Source organism: Synergistaceae bacterium, assembly GCA_017443945.1.
Taxonomy (GTDB): domain Bacteria; phylum Synergistota; class Synergistia; order Synergistales; family Aminobacteriaceae; genus JAFUXM01.
Map to the genome: position 1 here is coordinate 25,098 of JAFSXS010000093.1, position 18,925 is coordinate 44,022.

Here is an 18,925-nt window from a genome sequence, read left to right on the forward strand (position 1 = left end):
CCTTCAAGTTTCATTTTGCTAAATACTGTTATGCTATCATATAAATTACTTGAGTGATAAATTATGAGACGTAAATTTTTTTTCGCTGCAACAGGCATTAAAGCAATTATTAACAGTGCCGATTTATAGTCCTCCTTCAAGATTTATTTTGCTAAATATTGTTATGCTATCATATAACTTGCTTGAAAGTCTAAATTTTTGCGGGAAGTGATAAATTATGAGAAATAAATTTTTTGCATTCACGTTATTATTATTAATTATTGCGTCAGGTTCGGAGGCTTCAACGAGAGCGAGATTTTTATTTATCGGTGATATTATGGCACACAAACAGCAGTTAGACGCAGCACGCTACAAGGGCAAAGATAAATCACTTCTAGGCACGTACGATTTTTCGCCGCAATTTCGCAGAGTCAGACCTTTATTAGCTGATTCGTTCTTGGTTGGGAATCTTGAGACAGTTTTTGCAGGTAAGACAAAAAAATTAAATTATTCCGGTTATCCCATGTTTAACACGCCTGATTCACTTGCTGACACGTTAAAAAATTATTTGGAGGCCGATTTATTGACTCTTGCGAATAATCACATTTTCGACAGAGGCGCGGCAGGAGCAAGACGCACAACAGAAATTCTTGACTCGGCTGACTTAAAGTGGACGGGGCTGGGACTTGATAATATCCCGTCAAATGATGCAGTAATTCTCGACAACAACGGAATCAAAGCAGCGTTCATAAATTATTCTTACGGGAGCAACTTATGGCCGAAATCTAATGACGTTCATTTAAATACTTTGAGTGAGGCAAATATTAAAGCAGGTCTACAGCGCGCAAAAAGTTTGAGTCCAGATGTAATAATTGCTTGCTATCACTGGGGCTATGAGTACCATTTTACACCGAGCATTTACCAGAAGAACGACGCAAATACGACTCTCAACAATGGCGCGACTCTTGTAATCGGGACTCATCCGCATGTTTTGCAGCCCGTCGAAGTAAGAATCTCCGAAAAATATCCGGTGAAGGCTGTTGCTTGGTCGCTTGGAAATTTTGTATCGTTTCAGAGGACTTTACCGCGCGAAAGGACTTATATTTTGTCTGCAGAATTTGAGAAGAATGACAACGGAGTCACGCGGCTTGTAAAATTATCTGCTGCACCTCTTTACGTTATAGCGCCGGGTCAAAATAAGACTGAAGTTACATATGCAGGCACACACGAAGATACGATTAATAAACTTGATTTCACGGGATTGTCGAAATCGCAGCTTGCAAATTTGCGCAAAATAGGCCGTGCTGTGCTTGATTTTCTCGGAGCTAGTGAAGAAATTGACGAGTACGGATTTTATACGCTATGGAAGGAAGAATCATTTGACGTTTTGCCGGTGAGTCGCCGTAAGAGTCCGAAATAATTTGTTTTCTCCCCCTCGGGGTTGGGAGGGGGTCGGGGGGAGGGGTGGGGGATAGCGGGACGGCAAAATAACGTAACCGATATAGTCAGCACACTTTAATAACAGTAAAAACTTTTTGTGTTGGGAGTGTCAGATTTTTTGTGTAAATAGAATTCGAAATTCAGTGATTGCAAGGCTTCAATTTTTCAATTACACAAAATTTATAACAAACCTATATTCAGGGTCCCATGAAAGAAATCAAATTATAGCCTTTTTCACTGCCGACTCTCAACATGTATTCCATTCTATAAATAAATCGGCGATAAAAATCTATAATCAAATCAACCGGAGTATCATCTTCCTTGGGAATATTAGCATTATACTCATCTATCTGTTCTTGCGTCATATTCTTTGAGTAAAGCAATTTATAAGTCTCAGTGCCTCGTTTTTTCCTTAATTTAGCAGTAAATTCATTTTCTCTGCCGGAAGACAAAGCCTCAATAGTATCCCTAATGTCTGCTAACATATTCATAATAGATTGGTGCGTGTAGAAATTGTGCGTCAAATACCATTCAAAGCCTTTAGTGTATATAATATTTCCGTCTTTATCTTTTGGATTCCAATATTTAACCCTTTTTTTATTAGCTTCAAGTTCATCATCGTAATATTTATAAAGAAATGGAGTAAGATATTGCGCAACATCATCTTCTTCTATTGATATTTCAGAGCTTTTCATTTTAGCAACACTGTCTAAGCCGTTACTATCAGCATAATCAATAACTCTAACCGGCATAATCCAGAAATATGAAGAACTATCATGACCGTCGACTATTCCAATTTCGCGCTTGAAAATATCCCTGCCGATAATATCAAAACTTAATTTCTGAATCTGATTGATGACATTTTCGTTATCTTCGTGAATTGAATCTGCATTGTCAAAAAGTTTTCTCAATTCATAATAAGATCTATGACGAATATCCGACTCATCTAAAAACTTTTGAGACGCATAATAAATTAAATCATTCGACATATAATCCGGATAATCTTCTTTGAGCAAATCTAACATTTTTATAATATATAACTCTGATGGATCACAACGCCTTGTAAAATCAGTTTCTTTCTGCGGGAGAATACCCCCTAATGCATTCATGATTTCTTCTTTGCTGACATCTTGATAATTATTAACTGTTATACAATCATAACCGGAATTCTTATACTTTTTCCAATTTTTATATTTGGGATCATAAATATAATAAATATATCTGCCCTTAGTTACAAAAATTAAATTTTCTTCAGTAAACTTTACGGCTTCAAAATTGTCAAATAATTTCATTCTCTTACTCCATCAAAAAGTTTTTATTCATGGAAAATTATAACATTAAAGTCTTTCGGAAACGTGCATTTATAATCATGGGCGGGGAGCTCGCACACATACAACAAATTTATTGTATCGTTCTCTCATGGAATATCGGGCAACAGCATTATAGCAAACACACTTGAATAACTGTAAAAACTTTTGCATGTCGGAGCTACCCCCTTAAATCAGGGTGGGTGGGCAGAACTAATTATATAAGCGCGATAAATTTTTGCATTGTATCTGGATATAACAAAATAAGTGCGTTGACTATATCAAAAGCGAAACCTTTTTTACACCGGTGCAGATGGCCACATATAAATATATTCAGAATAATTTACAGCGCAAACAGACTAAATTTTACAAGTATTCAAGTGTAACTGCTATATAATATAATACTCACATGAAAGGAGAAAAATTTTTTGTCAGAGTCTTTATTCACAATTCCAAATAATGAGCCTTTAGCCGCACGAATGAGACCGGACTCACTCGAAAATTTCGCAGGCCAAGAGCATTTAATCGCATCCGGAAAAATTCTACGACGCATAATCGACAGCGATAATATTCCGTCAATGATTTTCTGGGGGCCCCCTGGTGTCGGAAAAACTACCCTCGCAAGCATAATAGCTCACAAGACTAAGGCAATATTCATAAATTTTTCGGCAGTTACCAGCGGCATACGGGAAATTCGCGAGATCATGAAGCAGGCCGACTATAACAAAAAATTTGGTCAACGCACAATTTTATTTATTGATGAGATTCATAGATTCAATAAAGCACAGCAGGACGCATTTTTGCCATTTGTCGAGAAAGGAAGCATTATTTTAATCGGTGCTACAACAGAAAATCCTTCGTTCGAGATTAACGGAGCTTTATTGTCGCGCTGCAAAGTCTTTGTGTTGAAGGCTCTTACTCCCGAAGAAATTATTAAATTATTGCGTCGTGCATTAGAGACTCTCGGAAAAAATTATTTCGCCGATGATGATATTTTGCACTCAATAGCTATTTTCTCAAACGGTGATGCGCGCTCGGCCTTGTCCTTACTCGAAATGATGAGCATTAACGCAGAAGTAAATCAAGACGGAAAAATTATTTTGACACGTGAAATTCTCGAACAGTGTACATCAAGAAAATCGCTTTTATATGACAAAAACGGAGAAGAACACTACAATTTAATATCAGCCCTGCATAAATCTATGAGAAATTCAGACCCCGACGCTGCTGTTTATTGGCTCGCAAGAATGTTAGAGTCCGGCGAAGACCCTTTGTATATTGCCCGGCGATTAATACGTTTTGCAAGTGAAGATATTGGACTCGCTGACCCCGGCACACTTTCACTCGCTGTAGCATGTTACAATGCATGTCATTTTATCGGTATGCCGGAATGCAGCGTGAATTTGACTCAAGCAGTTATTCATATGTCAATAGCTCCGAAATCTAACGCACTCGACGTAGCATACAATCTCGCAAAGAAGGACGCTTTAACGACTCTTGCTGAACCTGTGCCGCTTCAAATTCGTAATGCTCCGACAAAATTAATGCGCGAACTTGATTACGGGAAAAATTATCAATATGCACACGACTATGACGCGAAATTAACAACTATGCAATGTCTGCCGGATTCATTAACCGACTGCGAATATTATAAGCCTCAAGACACTGAATCACGTTACAAGCAAAGACTCGAGGCCATCAAAAAATGGAAGTCAGAGCACAAATAATTTATTCGCCCTTTATCGGTTCAGGCCGCCCGAAATAAAATCCCTGCGCTAAATCACAGCCGGCTGACTTGAGAAATTCTAACTGCTCGCGAGTCTCGACTCCTTTCGACAGTGCCGGGATTCCTAATTTCTTGGCCATATTTATTACTGCTGCAATAATTATATTTCCCCGTTCATCATCAAGACTCTTTATCATGTCAATATCAATTTTGAGTCCGTCAAGATTAAAATCTTTCAGCACCCTCAATGACGAATAACCCGACCCAAATGCGTCCATCCAGACTTTAAAGCCGTGATTCCTGAGTCTGTCTGTCTCGTGCTTCATTGCGTCCATGTCTACAGCTATCAAACTTTCTGTAAGCTCAAATCTTAACATTTCACGCGGAATATTATTTTTTGCGATTGCGTCTTCTATCACACGCACTATATCTGTTAATTCAAAGTCTAGCCGCGATAAATTCAATGAAACCGGTATTAATTCCTCGCCGTTATCCTTCTCACGTTTAAGCTCCTCGCAGACTCTTTCAATCACGAACGAATCTAATTTATGAATCTGATATGACTCTTCAAGCACATATAAATAATTTGCCGGCGATAATCTTCCGTATTCCGGATCTTCCCAGCGCGTAAAGGCCTCGACTGATGCAACTTTCCCCGTGATAACATCAACAACCGGCTGAAAATATACTTTGATTCTATGAGACTGCAACGCTTCAGAGAACGAATCTAATATATGATCCTGCAAATGTAATTGTCTGTCCATATTGCCGTCATAAAATTTTACAAGAGTCCCGTATTCGCGCTTGATTGAATCACACGCCATTTTTGCACAGTCGCAAATTATACTGATGTCCATTTTGGGATTCTGAATCACGTAAATTCCTGCTTTAAGCTCGACAATGACTCCATGACGCATATTATTTATTCGCACACTTAAACGCTCTATTTTTTCGGGCAAATCGTCTTGAGGGGTAATAACTGCAAAATGATCGTCATCGAATCTTGCTGCAAGTCCGCGCGGAAATGTGTCCGACAAAATTCTTGCAATAGATTTCAGCATTCTATCACCGCCGGAGAGTCCGTAAGCCTCGTTATATGTGCGGAAATTTCTGACGTTGAAATAAATGCATTTCGGTTCGCCGCCCTGTTTGACTAATTTTTTTATCAAGTTCGGTGCCTCTTGCCTGAAATATTTCATGTTCGGGAGTCCCGTTAAAGTGTCGATTATGTTCGCTTTAGGTTCAGGGAGACTCGTTTGGCCAGAAAGTTTTAAAAGTTTGTCGCGTATGTCCATATCATGAAGGTATACATAAAATAAGCCGCCCATTTCAGAATCGTTTACAAGTTTCCCCCAGTCCTCGATTTTCTTGATGCTGCCGTTTTTCGTGATGATTCGATATGTTACATAGTCATAGCCGCCGCTCGCGTGAATTTGCGATTTAATTATCTCGTTGACTTCTTCTATGTCTTCAGGATAAACGACTGTGGCAAAGCTCCCGCCCGTGAATCTCATAAAATCCTGCGGTGAGTCGCATTCAAATATCCGCGCAATTTCCTCACTTGCAAAAATAATTTCCTCGTCAGGGTTATCCTTATAAACGAGCAAAGCACCGGGCATATTGTCAGAAATTTTTTCGAGCGTCATAAAATTTTCGTGATTGAACAAATTATTTTCTCTCCTTCATGTAACAAAACTATCTAATTTTCAGGCCTTCAGGAATATAACGCGCTAAAATTTTTCTAAGTGCGTCGGACTTCATCGGCTTGGGCATGTAGTCATTAAATCCGTTATTTATGTATTCTTCCCTGAAACCTGTTCCGGAATGAGCAGTCAAAGCTATATATTTCGCGAGTCGTGAAGGACCGTCAATGAGTCTAGCTTTATGCAGAGTTTCTATACCATCAAGACCGGGCATTCTGTGATCGAGAAAAATTATATCGTAGTGATTAGTCTCTAACAGCTTTAAGCATTCTTCACCGGACTCGACTGTCTCGACTTGTGCTTGATATTCCTTCAGCATTCCGCGAGCTACAACAAGATTAACGGGCGTATCATCAACAACTAAAATTTTTGCGTCAGGACACGTAAAAGGCTCGTCATCATCGGGCAAATTTCCGGCCATTGCTTCAGGAAGATTCGCTAACATTGTTTCATATTCTGCGATTGTGCCTCTAAAACCTTCCTGCGCTAACTGCTGTGTAAATTCAATTGTGAACGTGCTGCCCTCTCCGTATTTGCTTTCTGCGTAAACTTTTCCGCCCATTAACTCAATTAAATAACGCACAAGAGTCAGGCCAAGTCCCGCGCCCTGAATGCTTTGAGTCTCACCGAGATTCACGCGTTCAAATGACCTGAACAAATGCGGCAGATCTTCAGCTCTGATTCCGATTCCTGTATCCTTTATCGCAATTTTCATGTGAAGTCTTGAATGTTCGTCAAGCTCGCCGGTAATCTGCAATGTAATCGTGCCTTCGTTCGTATATTTTACGGCGTTGTCGATTAGATTCATGATTATCTGCCTTAAATGATCCTCATCACCGTATAAATGTTCAGGCAAATTTTTATCAATGTCGAGAACGAGGACTAAATTTTTCTCATGAAGCGACTCAAAATTGCTCTCTTCTATGTCCTTGAGTAACTGCCATAAATGATAATCAGTGTTGAATAATTCCATTTTGCCCGACTCAATTTTTGAAATGTCGAGGATATTATTTATTATCGTGAGTAAATGATTTCCCGCGCGCCTGATGTCAAGTGAAGCCTGCCTAATATCGGGGTCTCTGCTTTCCTTGAGAATCATTTCATTCATTCCTAAAATTGCGTTCATGGGCGTGCGAATCTCGTGTGAAGTGTTCGCGAGAAAATCACTTTTTGCGCGGTTGGCTGCGTTCTTGAGTCGTGTAGAGTTTTCCGCGTTGATTCTTGACTCCTCCAAATCCTTCTCTACAGTGTTCATGCGCCTATAAGTCGGAGCTTCATAATAGAAGAATATGATAAATAATAAAATTGTCGCCGTTACATAGACAAACAAAAACTCTCTGATTATTATATATTGAATCACAAACGACGCTATTAATATGCAGCCTAAAATATTCATGACTATATACTGCGATTTCGCCGTGTAAAATTCTTTGTGAGTCAATTGCAGGTAAACAGCAGCAGCAACAAAATATACAACATAAACGCTCCGCCATAAAGTATTATAGGGGCCTCTCTGCAAACCTCCTGCCGTGTCAATCAGGAAAAAGAATCCAGCTGTAGCAGGAAATAAATTAAACACTAACACAGCAAAACTCGACGCAAGCAAAATAGCATTCAACATGTCAAAATTTTCGTCTTGAACGTGTACATATTCCTCAACGTAACGCATTAAATAATAAGCATTGAGATTCACTACAGCATAATAAAGAGTCCTCACCGCCAAATTTAAGCCGTGCCGATGTCCCCAGCCGTCAATTAAAAGTGTCGAGATAACCTCAAGCAATGCCGCTAAAAACGTTGACAATGATAAATATCTGAATCTTTTATTTATTTCCGCATTAGTCGCATATCTTATAAACAAAAACGCCGTGAGTACTCCTAAAAACGGGAGCATCGTAGCTTCAAGACCGACATTAATTCCGTAAGTCAACATCAGTTAGTACCCCCCCCCCCTGCGTAATTTTACTGGGAGGAATATATTTCGCTAACATCTCCTCAAGCTCTGCACCGTTTACAGGTTTGCTCAAGAAATCATCAAAGCCTGCGGACAATAATTCAGCCCTCACGCCTACAAGAGCATTTGCAGTACAGACTATAACTTTTGCGCTTGCTCCGGGTGCATTTGTCATCTGCTTTAATTTCGCGAGAGTCTCTTTGCCGTCCATGTGAGGCATCATGTAGTCCATCAAGATAACGTCATAAGGATTCTTTGCGATTTTATTTAAGCACTCTTCACCCGATTCGGCCTCGTCAATTTTTATCTGCGTTTCCTTCATTAATGAGCGCAAAACGATTCTATTCATGTCATTGTCATCAACTATTAAGACTCTTGCGTCGGGAGCTTTCAAAACTTTGCGGGACTCTTTCTTCTGCTTTGAGTCTTCTGATTCGTATTGCTTGATTGTCTTGCTGCCGACTACTTTTTGAGGGATTACAACGTGAAATGTCGAACCGATTCCATATGTTGAAGTAACTTCTACTGTGCCGCCCATTAACTCAATTAAGCGTCCTGTTATGGCGAGTCCGAGTCCTGTTCCCTCGATGTTATGCGTTTCTTTCGAGGTTATGCGGCTGAACGATTGAAATAATTTCGGTATGTCTTCCGCGTGAATGCCGATTCCTGTATCAGTTACTGTTATGTGCAAAACAATTAATGACGGGTCATCAGCTTTTGCTCCCGAAAGAGTAAATTTAACGCTGCCCTTTTTCGTGTACTTGACGGCGTTGTTAAGAATATTTACCATTATTTGATGAACTCTGATTCTATCGCCAAAAAGTTCTTCAGGCAAAGACTCATCAATCTGCGAAATATATTTTAAGCCCTTCTGCTCGGCTCTGATTCGAATCATGTTATCAACGTCGCGCAAGACTCGTGCTAAATCGTAATTTCTTGACGATAATTCAAGCTGGCCGGACTCAATTTTCGAGAAGTCAAGAATATCATTTATTATGTGCAATAAAGTATTTCCCGCGCTTTGAATATCACGTGCATATTCATAAATGGGGCCTGACTCATATTTTCGCAAAATTACTTCGTCCATTCCTAAAATTGTAGTAAGAGGCGTGCGAATCTCATGAGACATATTTGCAAGAAATTCACCTTTTGCTGCGTCGGCGGCGATTGCTGCTGCGTTTGCTTCGTCGGCGATTTCCTTTGCTTTACGTAAACGTTTAAGAGTGCGCTCAAGATCTCTATATGCAGGAGTCTCTAACAGGAAGAAGAAATAATATACGTTCACCGAAATTATTATGAAATTTACAGGAATATCCGGGAAGAAATTAATCTGCGCAATCTGAATCACCCAGCAGACCGCGAAATTTGCAAACAACGCCCATAATTGACCGCGAGAAAAATTTTTACTGTAAATATAAATTTCTACCCATGTCCATACAGCCCAAACAGCCGGGAAACCGTACGAAATAAACCAGCTTAACACGCCGGGAACTAATTCGCCGTTATTTATTGCGTAATTTGCGCCGGTAAAGTGTCCTACGAGCATTAAATAAAAGAATATTCCCAACACTATATTTTGCGCGTAAAGCATTCGTTTTTTGCCGATAGTTTTATCAGTGCTGAAGCCCGCTATGTAACGCATGAACATGAAATATACTCCGCAAGAGGCCATTTGCCAGACGAGCATACAATAATATTTTGACGTAATTGACCATGTAGAATCTTTCGCAAGAATCACAGACACAAATACATCAACAATGCTGCTTGCCGTCGTCATGTAGCAGTAACGCAATAAACCCTTTTTATCAGACGTTGAACCCGAATATATAAGCTCAAGATATACACATAGCGTAACACTTAGAAAAATTACGGCGATTTCTGATTCTATTATGTAATGACTTTCCAAATTTATGCCTGCTCCTTACTGCACGAAAAATATTATTTGTGAGAAATTATATTTATGAAAAGTATAGCACCTATGAAGTATTTAGCGTGATATAATTATTAAAAATTTTCCCCCATTTGAGTCAAAGAAAATATTTTTACTAATACTTCTACTAATACAAAAATGTTAGCTTGTGATTTATCGTGCAAAGACTCGCAAATATTTTTTTCGCGATAAGGCGTTAATTTTTACTCACATGTTTGCGCAAAAAAATTTTTATGAGATTCAACTTATTCATTTATTGCGATTTCATGCTATAAATTTATCGTGCAAAAACGTTCGTCCCGCCCACCCGCCCGCCCGGATTGAAGGGGTAGCGCGAACACGCAAAAATTTTTTTCTCACAGTTATAGCACCTGCACTCTAAATGTGATATTATTCAACGCATGAACACTCAATATTTACGACAATTTATAACAGCTCCAGCCAATGGAAACGGAGCAGCAAATATAAAATCTTTGTGTATGTGCGCATTTGGTGCGGTCTCTTCGTTTTCTATGGGATTGCTGGGCATTATAAGACTCGTACAGGGCTTTAACAGATCTGCTGTGATGTATTTAATTCTCTGTATGCTGTCTATTTTTGTGCTTGTTTACTCGATGAAAAATATTTCGCGCCGTACTCCCGAAAAACTTTCATGGCTTGAGTACCCGTTATCAGCAGGAATATTTATATTCGGCCTTACAGCTTTATTCTTCATTGATGGAGGCACAGACGGAGGAGTCCCGGTTTTCTTTATTCTTGCGGTAGTTGCGACTCCGTGCTTTATGAATTTTTCTGACGCTGTTGTAATGCTCTGTCTAGAAATTTCCGCGTATATTTCTAATGCAATTTTCGCACATTTTTACCCCGGATCTATTAATTACGCTCTTGCAGTGAGGGGCAGCACATTTTTGCCGATTTTGATCGTAACCGGATCGCTTGGTATGTTGTGCTTGATTTACACGTATTCATATAGAAGACAGCAAATAAGACTCGACAGCGCAATAAAGGAAGCAAACGCAGCTAACGAGGCGAAAAGCTCATTTCTTGACAACATGTCTCACGAGATAAGAACGCCGATGAATTCAATTTTAGGCATGAACGAAATGATTTTACGCGAGGAAGACCGCCCCGAAATAAAAGAATATGCGCTTGTGATTCAAAGGAGCGGACGTGCTTTACTGGGAATAATTAACGATATTCTTGACTTCTCAAAATTGCAGGACAACAAAATGGAAATTTCTCCGGTCAGATATGATTTAAGCTCGTTAATAAATGACATGGTAAATATCGCAGCTGAACAGGCCAAGAAAAAATCTTTGAATTTCACCGTAAATGTAGATAAATCAATTCCCAGAATCTTGGACGGCGACGAGTATCACATCAGGCAGGTAATGTTAAATCTTCTCAACAACGCAATAAAATATACTGAACGCGGCGGAGTTACTATTACAATCGGATTTGAAGCAATTGACAATTATACGATTCTGCTAAAATGTGCAGTGAGCGATACAGGAATCGGAATCAAAGCAGAAAATATCGAGTACATTTTTACACCGTTCGAGCATTTGGAAACATCAAGAAAATTCAGCGCGGACGGTTCAGGGCTTGGACTTCCTATCGTGCAGAAATTATTACAATTAATGGGCAGCGAATTAAAAATTGAAAGCGTGTTTCACAAAGGTTCTACATTTTCATTTGATGTGCGTCAAAATGTTATCAAGTGGGAGCCGATCGGAGACTATGAACGCGCTTATTCAATGGCGACAACACATAAGGACGTGAAATTTACGCAGTCGTTCCAAGCACCTGGCGCAAGAGTCCTAGTTGTTGATGACGCAGACGTTAATTTGTTAGTGTTCGCTAACCTGCTGAAGAAGACGAAAATAAAAATTGACACGGCCTCAAGCGGAGTTGAAATGCTGCAAATGGCTCGAATGAATAAATATGATATGATTTTCCTTGATCACAGAATGCCCGGTATGGACGGAATCGAGGCTTTCCACAACTTGAAGAAATCTCCTGAAGGCTTGAATTATAATACTCCTGTTGTAGCGTTGACTGCAAATGCTGTGTTAGGCGCAAGACAATTATACATTGATGAAGGATTCAGCGATTATATTTCTAAACCGGTCGACACTGTGAGACTTGAACAAATTTTGCTGGAATATCTGCCCGATGATTTAATAATTAGGGGCGACGCAATGACTCAAGATTACGAACCGGCAATTAATGAGTCAATCAGCGAATCAGAGTCAGAATCAGCGCAAGAGTCAGAGTCTTCACCGTATAAAAATATTCCTGGAATAGATTATAATGCAGCTGTAACAAATTGCGGGAGTGAAGATACATTCATTCAGGCACTAGAAATTTTTTACAACACACTCGACAAGAAGGCCGATGACATAGAAAAATTTGCGCGTGAGAAGGACATAAAAAATTATACAGTTCTTGTTCATGCGTTAAAGAGTGCGGCGCGTCTGGTCGGGGCGTTGAATCTTTCGGCCGATGCAAAATATTTGGAGGAATGCGGCGACAAAAACGACGTTCACGAGATAGAGACAAAGACTCCTGCGCTGTTATCGCAATATAGGGGTTATAAAGAAGTTCTCGCAAAAGTTTTCGGCAAGAATGAACCTGATTTATCACTTCCGGAAATTTCTATAGAAGATTTGCACGAAATGTATTCGCTCATAAAGGGTTTTGCGGCAGATTTTGATTTGGACAATATTGACAATTTGATAAACGAGGCTAAAAATTTCCGTATACCCGACTCCGAGCGTGAGAGATTCGAGCAAATAAAAGACTGCGTAACTGCAGCGGATTGGTCAACTCTTGAGCAGTTATTGGAAAAATAAAGAAAGAGGGCAGAGATATGAGCAAAATATTATTTATCACTGAAAAAATGAGCTTTATATCACAAGGAATAATTAACCATTTGAAGACTCAAGATTTCGAGGTCTTGACGGTGCATCCGGACGTTACTGCAATATCAAATTTCTTGAAGGAAGATAACGCGCCCGCCTCGGACGAGTCTTCAGTTGATCCCGAAGTCGCAGCACTGTTGAGCGAAGAAGGAGCAGACCCCGCAGCAGGAGAAGCAGCAACGCAAAAAACTTCAGATATTCCGCGAATATTTATACTTTATTTGCAGGGTGAAGACAATTTAATGATTGATGTACTCGGCTATATTCGTGATTTAGTTGAGGACAGAGGCATAAGATTCTTTGTAATCGGCACGCAGGAAGAACTTGACGCAATTATCGGCAAGAAAGCTGATTACGTTGCAGGAATGTACACGAGGCCGGTAGATCTTCAAGACTTGATTGCACGCTTACAGAAAGAGGGCGAGGCGGTCGACAAGTTAAGAGACTTCAAGAGCATATTAATTGTTGATGATGATGCAACGGCTTTGCGCTCAATGAAGAGTCTTTTATCGACGAGATATAAAATTTTAGTCGCAAATTCCGGCATGAACGCAATTACTATATTAGCGAAAAATAAAGTTGATTTAATCCTGCTAGATTTTGAAATGCCGATAGTGAACGGGCCGAAAGTTTTAGAGATGATTCGCTCGGATCCTAACACTGCAAATATTCCGGTAATGTTTCTTACTGCTAAGGGCGACAAACGCAGCATCATGGAAGTATTACGCTTCAAGCCCGAAAAATATTTATTGAAGACTATGCTGCCGAAAGATATTCTTGATAGCATTGACGAATTTTTTAGAATGAGACGCTAACTAACATAAAACACTCCTTTCTCAAAACAATAAGGCTCCTGACTATAAATAATGGCCGGGAGCTTTATTAATTATTTTACGCATAACCCAGACGCTTTAACGCGATATTATTTTTTCGCCAGCCCGGAATAACTTTCACCCATAATTCAAGAAATACAGGAAGTCCTGTAATTTGTTCGAGTGAATTTCTTGCAGTCTCGCCGATTTTCTTAATCATTGAGCCCCCTGCACCGATTAAAATTTTTTTCTGGCCTTCTGTCTCTGTTATCAATGACGCGCGGATATATAATTTTTTCCTGTCTGGAAATTCGTCCGGGCTCTTGTATTCGTCAATTTCGACGGCGACTCGGTGGGGCACTTCATAACGCAGCAGCATTAAAATTTTCTCGCGTATAATTTCACTCGCCATAAATCTTTCAGTCGTGTCCATTAATATATCAGGATCATAAATCGGCTGGCCGTCGGGCAATAAATTTTTCAAGAGTGCTATTAATTCATCGAGACCGCTTTTACGTTTGGCAGAGATTGCGATTTTATGCTTGAACGCGCAAATTTTGAGATATAAGCCTAACGCTTGTGCAGGGTTGAATCTGTCTGACTTATTTATCGCGAGTATAACCGGTTTTGATTTAACGAGTTCTGCTGTATGAAAGTCTTCAGGGTCTAAACTTTTTGTATTTGCGTCGACGAGCCATAAAATTAAATCAGCTTCTTCTATTGCGTCAAGAATTGAATCATTTAAGAAATTTCCGAGCTTATCACTTGCATTCAAGACTCCCGGCGTATCAGTAAAAATTATCTGCGAGTCCGAATCATTATATATGCACCTGATTAAATTTCTTGTTGTCTGAGGTTTGGGCGATATTATGACTGCATGAGTCTTTAACAGCGCATTAATTAACGAAGATTTACCAGCATTTGGACGGCCTATAACCGCAACAGTTCCGCACTTCATGATTTAATCAGGATCCAGCGTGAAATAATGAGGCAATAATTTTTTCAGCTCGTAGACTTTTGCGCCATCTTTGGAAGCCATAACAACGAGCATATTTTTGTTAAATTCCATTAGCGCCTGACGACAAGCTCCGCAGGGTGGACACTCAATCGTAAAATAATCGTCTCTATCCTCGTGCGAACCAACAACGGCGACTGCTAAAGGGTTTCTTTTTCCCTGCGACACCATGATAACGACTCCGGCACGCTCTGCACAAATTGTAACGCCGTAAGAAGCATTCTCAACGTTGCAGGATAAAATTATTTCGTCATTCTCGAATAACATAGCTGCTCCGACATGAAAACGCGAATACGGCACATAAGCTCTATCTGCTGCCTCACGTGCTTTATTTAACAAGTCTTCAGGCGTAATTTTCTCTGAAGGCCAGAAATCTTTTGCGGACAATTTATTAACCTGCCTTAATGAATGAAATAATTAGTAACGGGAATATTTTACACCATAAAAATTTTTTAATACAACGACGGCAGCAACATCCACAATAATCTTATAATCGGCGAGAAAATAAAATCTATAATTCCCGTCATAAGCAGCACTAGCAAAATAATCATTCCATAACGTTCAAGCCAGTAATAAATGTGCAGATATTTATATGGCAAAAACGCCTCAAGCACCCGCGAACCGTCAAGAGGAGGAATCGGAATCAAGTTAAACGCAGCCAAGCCCATATTTATATTTATCATCTTGGACAAAACTATAATAAGCGGCTCACCACCGAAATTATAAATTCTGTAAATGCCTATGAGTCTTATAATCAAGACAGTTATAATTGCCGTTAAAATATTTCCGACAACACCTGCAAGCGAGACAATAATTAAATCTCTTCTCGGATTCTTGAAATAACGCGTATTAATCGGAACAGGTTTAGCCCATCCAAAGCCGACAAATAAAAGCATAAGAGTCCCGATTAAATCAAAATGGTGAAACGGGTTAAGAGTCAATCTTCCGTAACGCTCTGCTGTGTCATCGCCGACCATTTTTGCAGCAAAGCCATGACAAAATTCATGAAACGATAACGCCCATAATAACGCCGGAACAGTCAATAAAATTTCTCGTATATTCAAATTTATATATCTCATTCTAAGAGTCCTCCTAAACCTAGTTTTAAACCTTTGCGGATCTCATCGCGCGCACGTTCTCTGAGTTCGTCTTTAAATTTTTCGCGCATATTATCTGAGTCAGCCTGCAAATTTTTATCTCCTGCCGATAAATCAAGCGAGTCAGCACTTCCCGAAATTCTTAGCGTTACCGGTCTGAAATCGCCCGAATCTTTTGCACCGTCCCGCAATAAATCTATAACGTTCACAAATTTTGCGTTAATGCCCATTTCCGCAATTAAATCTATTATGACATCTTGACCCGTGAAATTTATAATGCCGTCATGAATTAATTTCGCGTACTTGTATAAAGTTTCGTGCTTGTTGGGGTTAATTGCTGATCCCGTTTTGATAATTAATTTTCCTGCCTGCAATAATAAAGGCGCGTTAATTCCCGAAAATTTTAGACCGTCAGACTTATTTACGAGACTCAGCCAGTCAAAACCGGTTATGATTCCTTCTCCTGCGCTGAAATTTCCTGTGCCCGAAAAATTTTTGTTGTCGCCTGAGATTCGCATTATTAATTTCGCAGAACTCGATATTTTGCCGTCAAGTGTGCCGATTAAGTCATTTAACAGCAAATTTAAATCAAGTCCGGACGCGCTTATGTTATCAGTAAATTTTTGTGCGTTGACATCGAGATTTAATGCGTTCTTGGCCGTACCGTTATAGATTTCAAATGTCCCGTTTGATGATAATTTACCGTCAGAATAATTTAACGGCAGATTTACATCATTGAGTCCGACCTCGTAAAAATTTATAGTGTCAGCATTGATTGAGCCTTTACCGGTGATATTTTTTCCTGTGCCTGAGAGATTAAACGCGAGATTTGCGCCTCCTGAAAGATTTTGCGTGATTCTTTCGAGTCTGAAATTTTGCGAGTTGAGAGCGAGATTTAATTTTACAGCCGGATAAACTTGCATACTTCCCGAAAAAATAATTTCTGCGCCTTTAGTGCCTGTTCTTACGTCGTCGAGAGTCAAATTTTCCGGAGTGCCTGAAATTTTCGCGTTAAATTGTCCGAGATTCAAGCCCTGAAAGATTGCAGACTTAGAATTTGCGAGTAAATTAATTTTCCCGTCATCGTTATTAATTTCCGCGTTGAGTCCCGAAAGAGTCAGCCCTCCAGCAGTTAAAGATTTTGCATGAACATTTATTTTGCCGTCAATTTGCGTTAATTCAATATTTCGCGCGTGAATAGAGTCCATTGCGTGAAGATTTGGCGAGAAAACTAATAGACTCATGACCGGATTATTTATTGTGCCGGAAATTTTTGCGCCCGCGTTGATATTGCCCTTGAGAGAATATTTATTTATTTCGGGAACAAAATTTTTTAATTGTTCAGGAGTCATTGTAAGTGCAGCATTTAAATTTAATTTCGGGTCTGCTGATGTGATAGGCTCTATAATTCCCGTTAAATTTATGTTCATTCCGTTAATAGTGCCTTCGCTGCGTGAGAGAGTCAATTTGTCATTCCTGCACGAAAAATGTAAAGCGGGCTTGATTAATTTGTGATTTGCTGCTGAAATTTCCTGACTTGAGAGACTACCGGCTATAACAGGTCTCCAAGCACTTCCGGTGATGTTTGCCGAGAGATTAATTTTTCCAGCGAGCTTATAATCTGATTCATATTCATATGGGATGAAGTCGGCTGCTCTGTTAATGTCCAAATCTACAATTTTTGCTGTTAGCTTGAGAACAGGTTTAATCAGGAAGGACTCAATTTTTCCCTGTAAATAACCTTGTGCGCCGTCGATTATAAATTTTCCGTTGAGATTTGCCGAGTCAGTGTTAGAAAACTTTATTTGAGTCTTTATGTTCGCAAAATTTTTATCATCATAAACAATTTTAGGAGCCGAGAAATTTATCACGCCGCTTAATGAGTCCGGATTTCCTGTAATATTAGCGTTGAAAGCCTCAATTTTTCCGGATAATTCTTTCATGTCAGGAACGTCTAAATTTGTTTCGCTTGCATCAAGTTTTATCATGAGGGAAATTTTTTCGTTCGGCCTTGAAGCAATTGCGATTTCTCCCTGAATGGGCACATTGAACGCGCTGGCCTGTAAATCATTTATTGTCAAGACGTTTTCAGAGTATGCAAGATTTGCGCTGACTCGTTCGACTATAAGCCCGTAAATTTTTTTGCCGATATAATCAAGACTTCCGGATAATTTGAGATTTTCTTTATCGCCGGTTATGTCAATGTTTAAATTTGTAACGCCTTCAAAGCTGCCCATTTCTGACAGTGCCGGGAATAATAAATCTATTTCGCTCAAATCAAAATCTTGAATCGACGCATGTAAATCTACAGTTTTATTATCGAGCAATCCCCCTGTAGCGAAAAATTTTCCTGAGCCTAACGAAATATCAGATCTATTAATTGCGTTGAAGCCGGCTGACTCGTTGAAGTCGATAACGCCTTTGACCGGAATATTATTTATAGCTGCGTCAATGTCGATATCAAATTTTTCGAGGTCTGCGCGTAATGACTGCACGTTAATGACTCCCAGACGCGAATTAAATTTGCTGTGAAATATATTTATTTTGGGCGGTATTAAATTTTGTGATAGGTCGCTGAATTTTCCCAGTGAGTCAAATAATGAGTCGAGATTCATATTTACGCCGTCAATAGAAATTTCTGACGGTTTTATTTTCCCGCGCAGTAGAGTCGAAAAAATTAGATTGCCCGTCAACTTTTGAGCCGAGAAAACTTTTCGCCCGTCGTTGTTGCGGAGTTCGAAATCTTTCAGCGTGTACCCCTTGAAAGGATTTCCCGTAATGCCTTGTGTGTAGAGGGATAAATTATATTTCTCGAATAAATAATTTCTTGCCAGAGATAAAATCATATTTCCGCCGATGTCAGCGAACGAAAAAATTACTCCCATGAATATAAGCAGAATCACAAGAAAATTTATAAATCTCCTGCGTGCTTTTCTCTTATTCTTGTGTGTGCGCGTAGTTTCACGCAAAAAAATTCACATCCCTTATCGTGATTAAATATACGCGAGCAATTATAAGCTATAAAACGCGTTTAGTTA

12 protein-coding genes are annotated in these 18,925 nt (G+C 39.5%); 4 read left to right on the top strand and 8 right to left on the bottom strand.

The window, feature by feature from the left end:
- Positions 1-217 precede the first annotated feature (217 nt).
- Positions 218-1,399 (top strand): CapA family protein, encoded by a 1,182-nt coding sequence (locus IJT21_09565; GenBank protein MBQ7578499.1) that lies wholly within the window; start codon positions 218-220, stop codon positions 1,397-1,399.
- A gap of 217 nt (positions 1,400-1,616) precedes the next feature.
- On the opposite strand, the gene IJT21_09570 is transcribed toward IJT21_09565, so the two are convergent.
- Positions 1,617-2,711 carry a hypothetical protein gene (locus tag IJT21_09570; GenBank protein MBQ7578500.1) on the bottom strand — a complete coding sequence of 365 codons (1,095 nt, stop codon included), beginning with the start codon at positions 2,709-2,711 and terminating at the stop codon, positions 1,617-1,619.
- 494 nt (positions 2,712-3,205) lie between these two features.
- Here IJT21_09570 and IJT21_09575 point away from each other — a divergent pair, with 494 nt between their 5' ends.
- Positions 3,206-4,453 carry a replication-associated recombination protein A gene (locus IJT21_09575; protein ID MBQ7578501.1) on the top strand — a complete coding sequence of 416 codons (1,248 nt, stop codon included), beginning with the start codon at positions 3,206-3,208 and terminating at the stop codon, positions 4,451-4,453.
- Between the two features lies 1 nt (position 4,454).
- On the opposite strand, the gene IJT21_09580 is transcribed toward IJT21_09575, so the two are convergent.
- Genes IJT21_09580 through IJT21_09590 form a run of 3 tightly spaced genes read right to left on the bottom strand, consistent with a single transcriptional unit; the run spans position 4,455 to position 10,015 of the window.
- Complete coding sequence (locus IJT21_09580; protein ID MBQ7578502.1) at positions 4,455-6,119, bottom strand: GGDEF and EAL domain-containing protein; 1,665 nt, start codon at positions 6,117-6,119, stop codon at positions 4,455-4,457.
- Positions 6,120-6,147: 28 nt separating this feature from the next.
- Positions 6,148-8,088, bottom strand: a complete 1,941-nt coding sequence (locus IJT21_09585; GenBank protein MBQ7578503.1) for a response regulator — start codon at positions 8,086-8,088, stop codon at positions 6,148-6,150.
- A complete protein-coding gene (locus tag IJT21_09590) occupies positions 8,069-10,015 on the bottom strand; it encodes a response regulator (GenBank protein ID MBQ7578504.1) in 1,947 nt (648 codons plus the stop codon). Before IJT21_09590 ends, IJT21_09585 begins: the two co-directional genes overlap by 20 nt.
- A gap of 425 nt (positions 10,016-10,440) precedes the next feature.
- Between IJT21_09590 and IJT21_09595 the strand changes: the two genes are divergently transcribed.
- Positions 10,441-12,894 (top strand): response regulator, encoded by a 2,454-nt coding sequence (locus IJT21_09595; protein ID MBQ7578505.1) that lies wholly within the window; start codon positions 10,441-10,443, stop codon positions 12,892-12,894.
- 17 nt (positions 12,895-12,911) lie between these two features.
- On the top strand, positions 12,912-13,778 hold the full coding sequence (locus IJT21_09600; protein ID MBQ7578506.1) for a response regulator: 867 nt from the start codon (positions 12,912-12,914) through the stop codon (positions 13,776-13,778).
- A 76-nt stretch (positions 13,779-13,854) separates the two neighbouring features.
- Here the strand turns inward: IJT21_09600 and era are convergent, their stop codons facing one another.
- The 4 genes from era to IJT21_09620 form a co-directional block, all read right to left on the bottom strand.
- On the bottom strand, positions 13,855-14,733 hold the full coding sequence (era, locus tag IJT21_09605; GenBank protein ID MBQ7578507.1) for a GTPase Era: 879 nt from the start codon (positions 14,731-14,733) through the stop codon (positions 13,855-13,857).
- 3 nt (positions 14,734-14,736) lie between these two features.
- Positions 14,737-15,177, bottom strand: coding sequence for a cytidine deaminase (locus IJT21_09610; protein ID MBQ7578508.1), 441 nt, complete (start codon positions 15,175-15,177; stop codon positions 14,737-14,739).
- A gap of 65 nt (positions 15,178-15,242) precedes the next feature.
- Positions 15,243-15,869 carry a site-2 protease family protein gene (locus IJT21_09615; GenBank protein MBQ7578509.1) on the bottom strand — a complete coding sequence of 209 codons (627 nt, stop codon included), beginning with the start codon at positions 15,867-15,869 and terminating at the stop codon, positions 15,243-15,245.
- Positions 15,866-18,856, bottom strand: a complete 2,991-nt coding sequence (locus tag IJT21_09620; protein MBQ7578510.1) for a hypothetical protein — start codon at positions 18,854-18,856, stop codon at positions 15,866-15,868. The genes IJT21_09615 and IJT21_09620 overlap by 4 nt, the downstream gene beginning before the upstream one ends.
- Positions 18,857-18,925 lie beyond the last annotated feature (69 nt).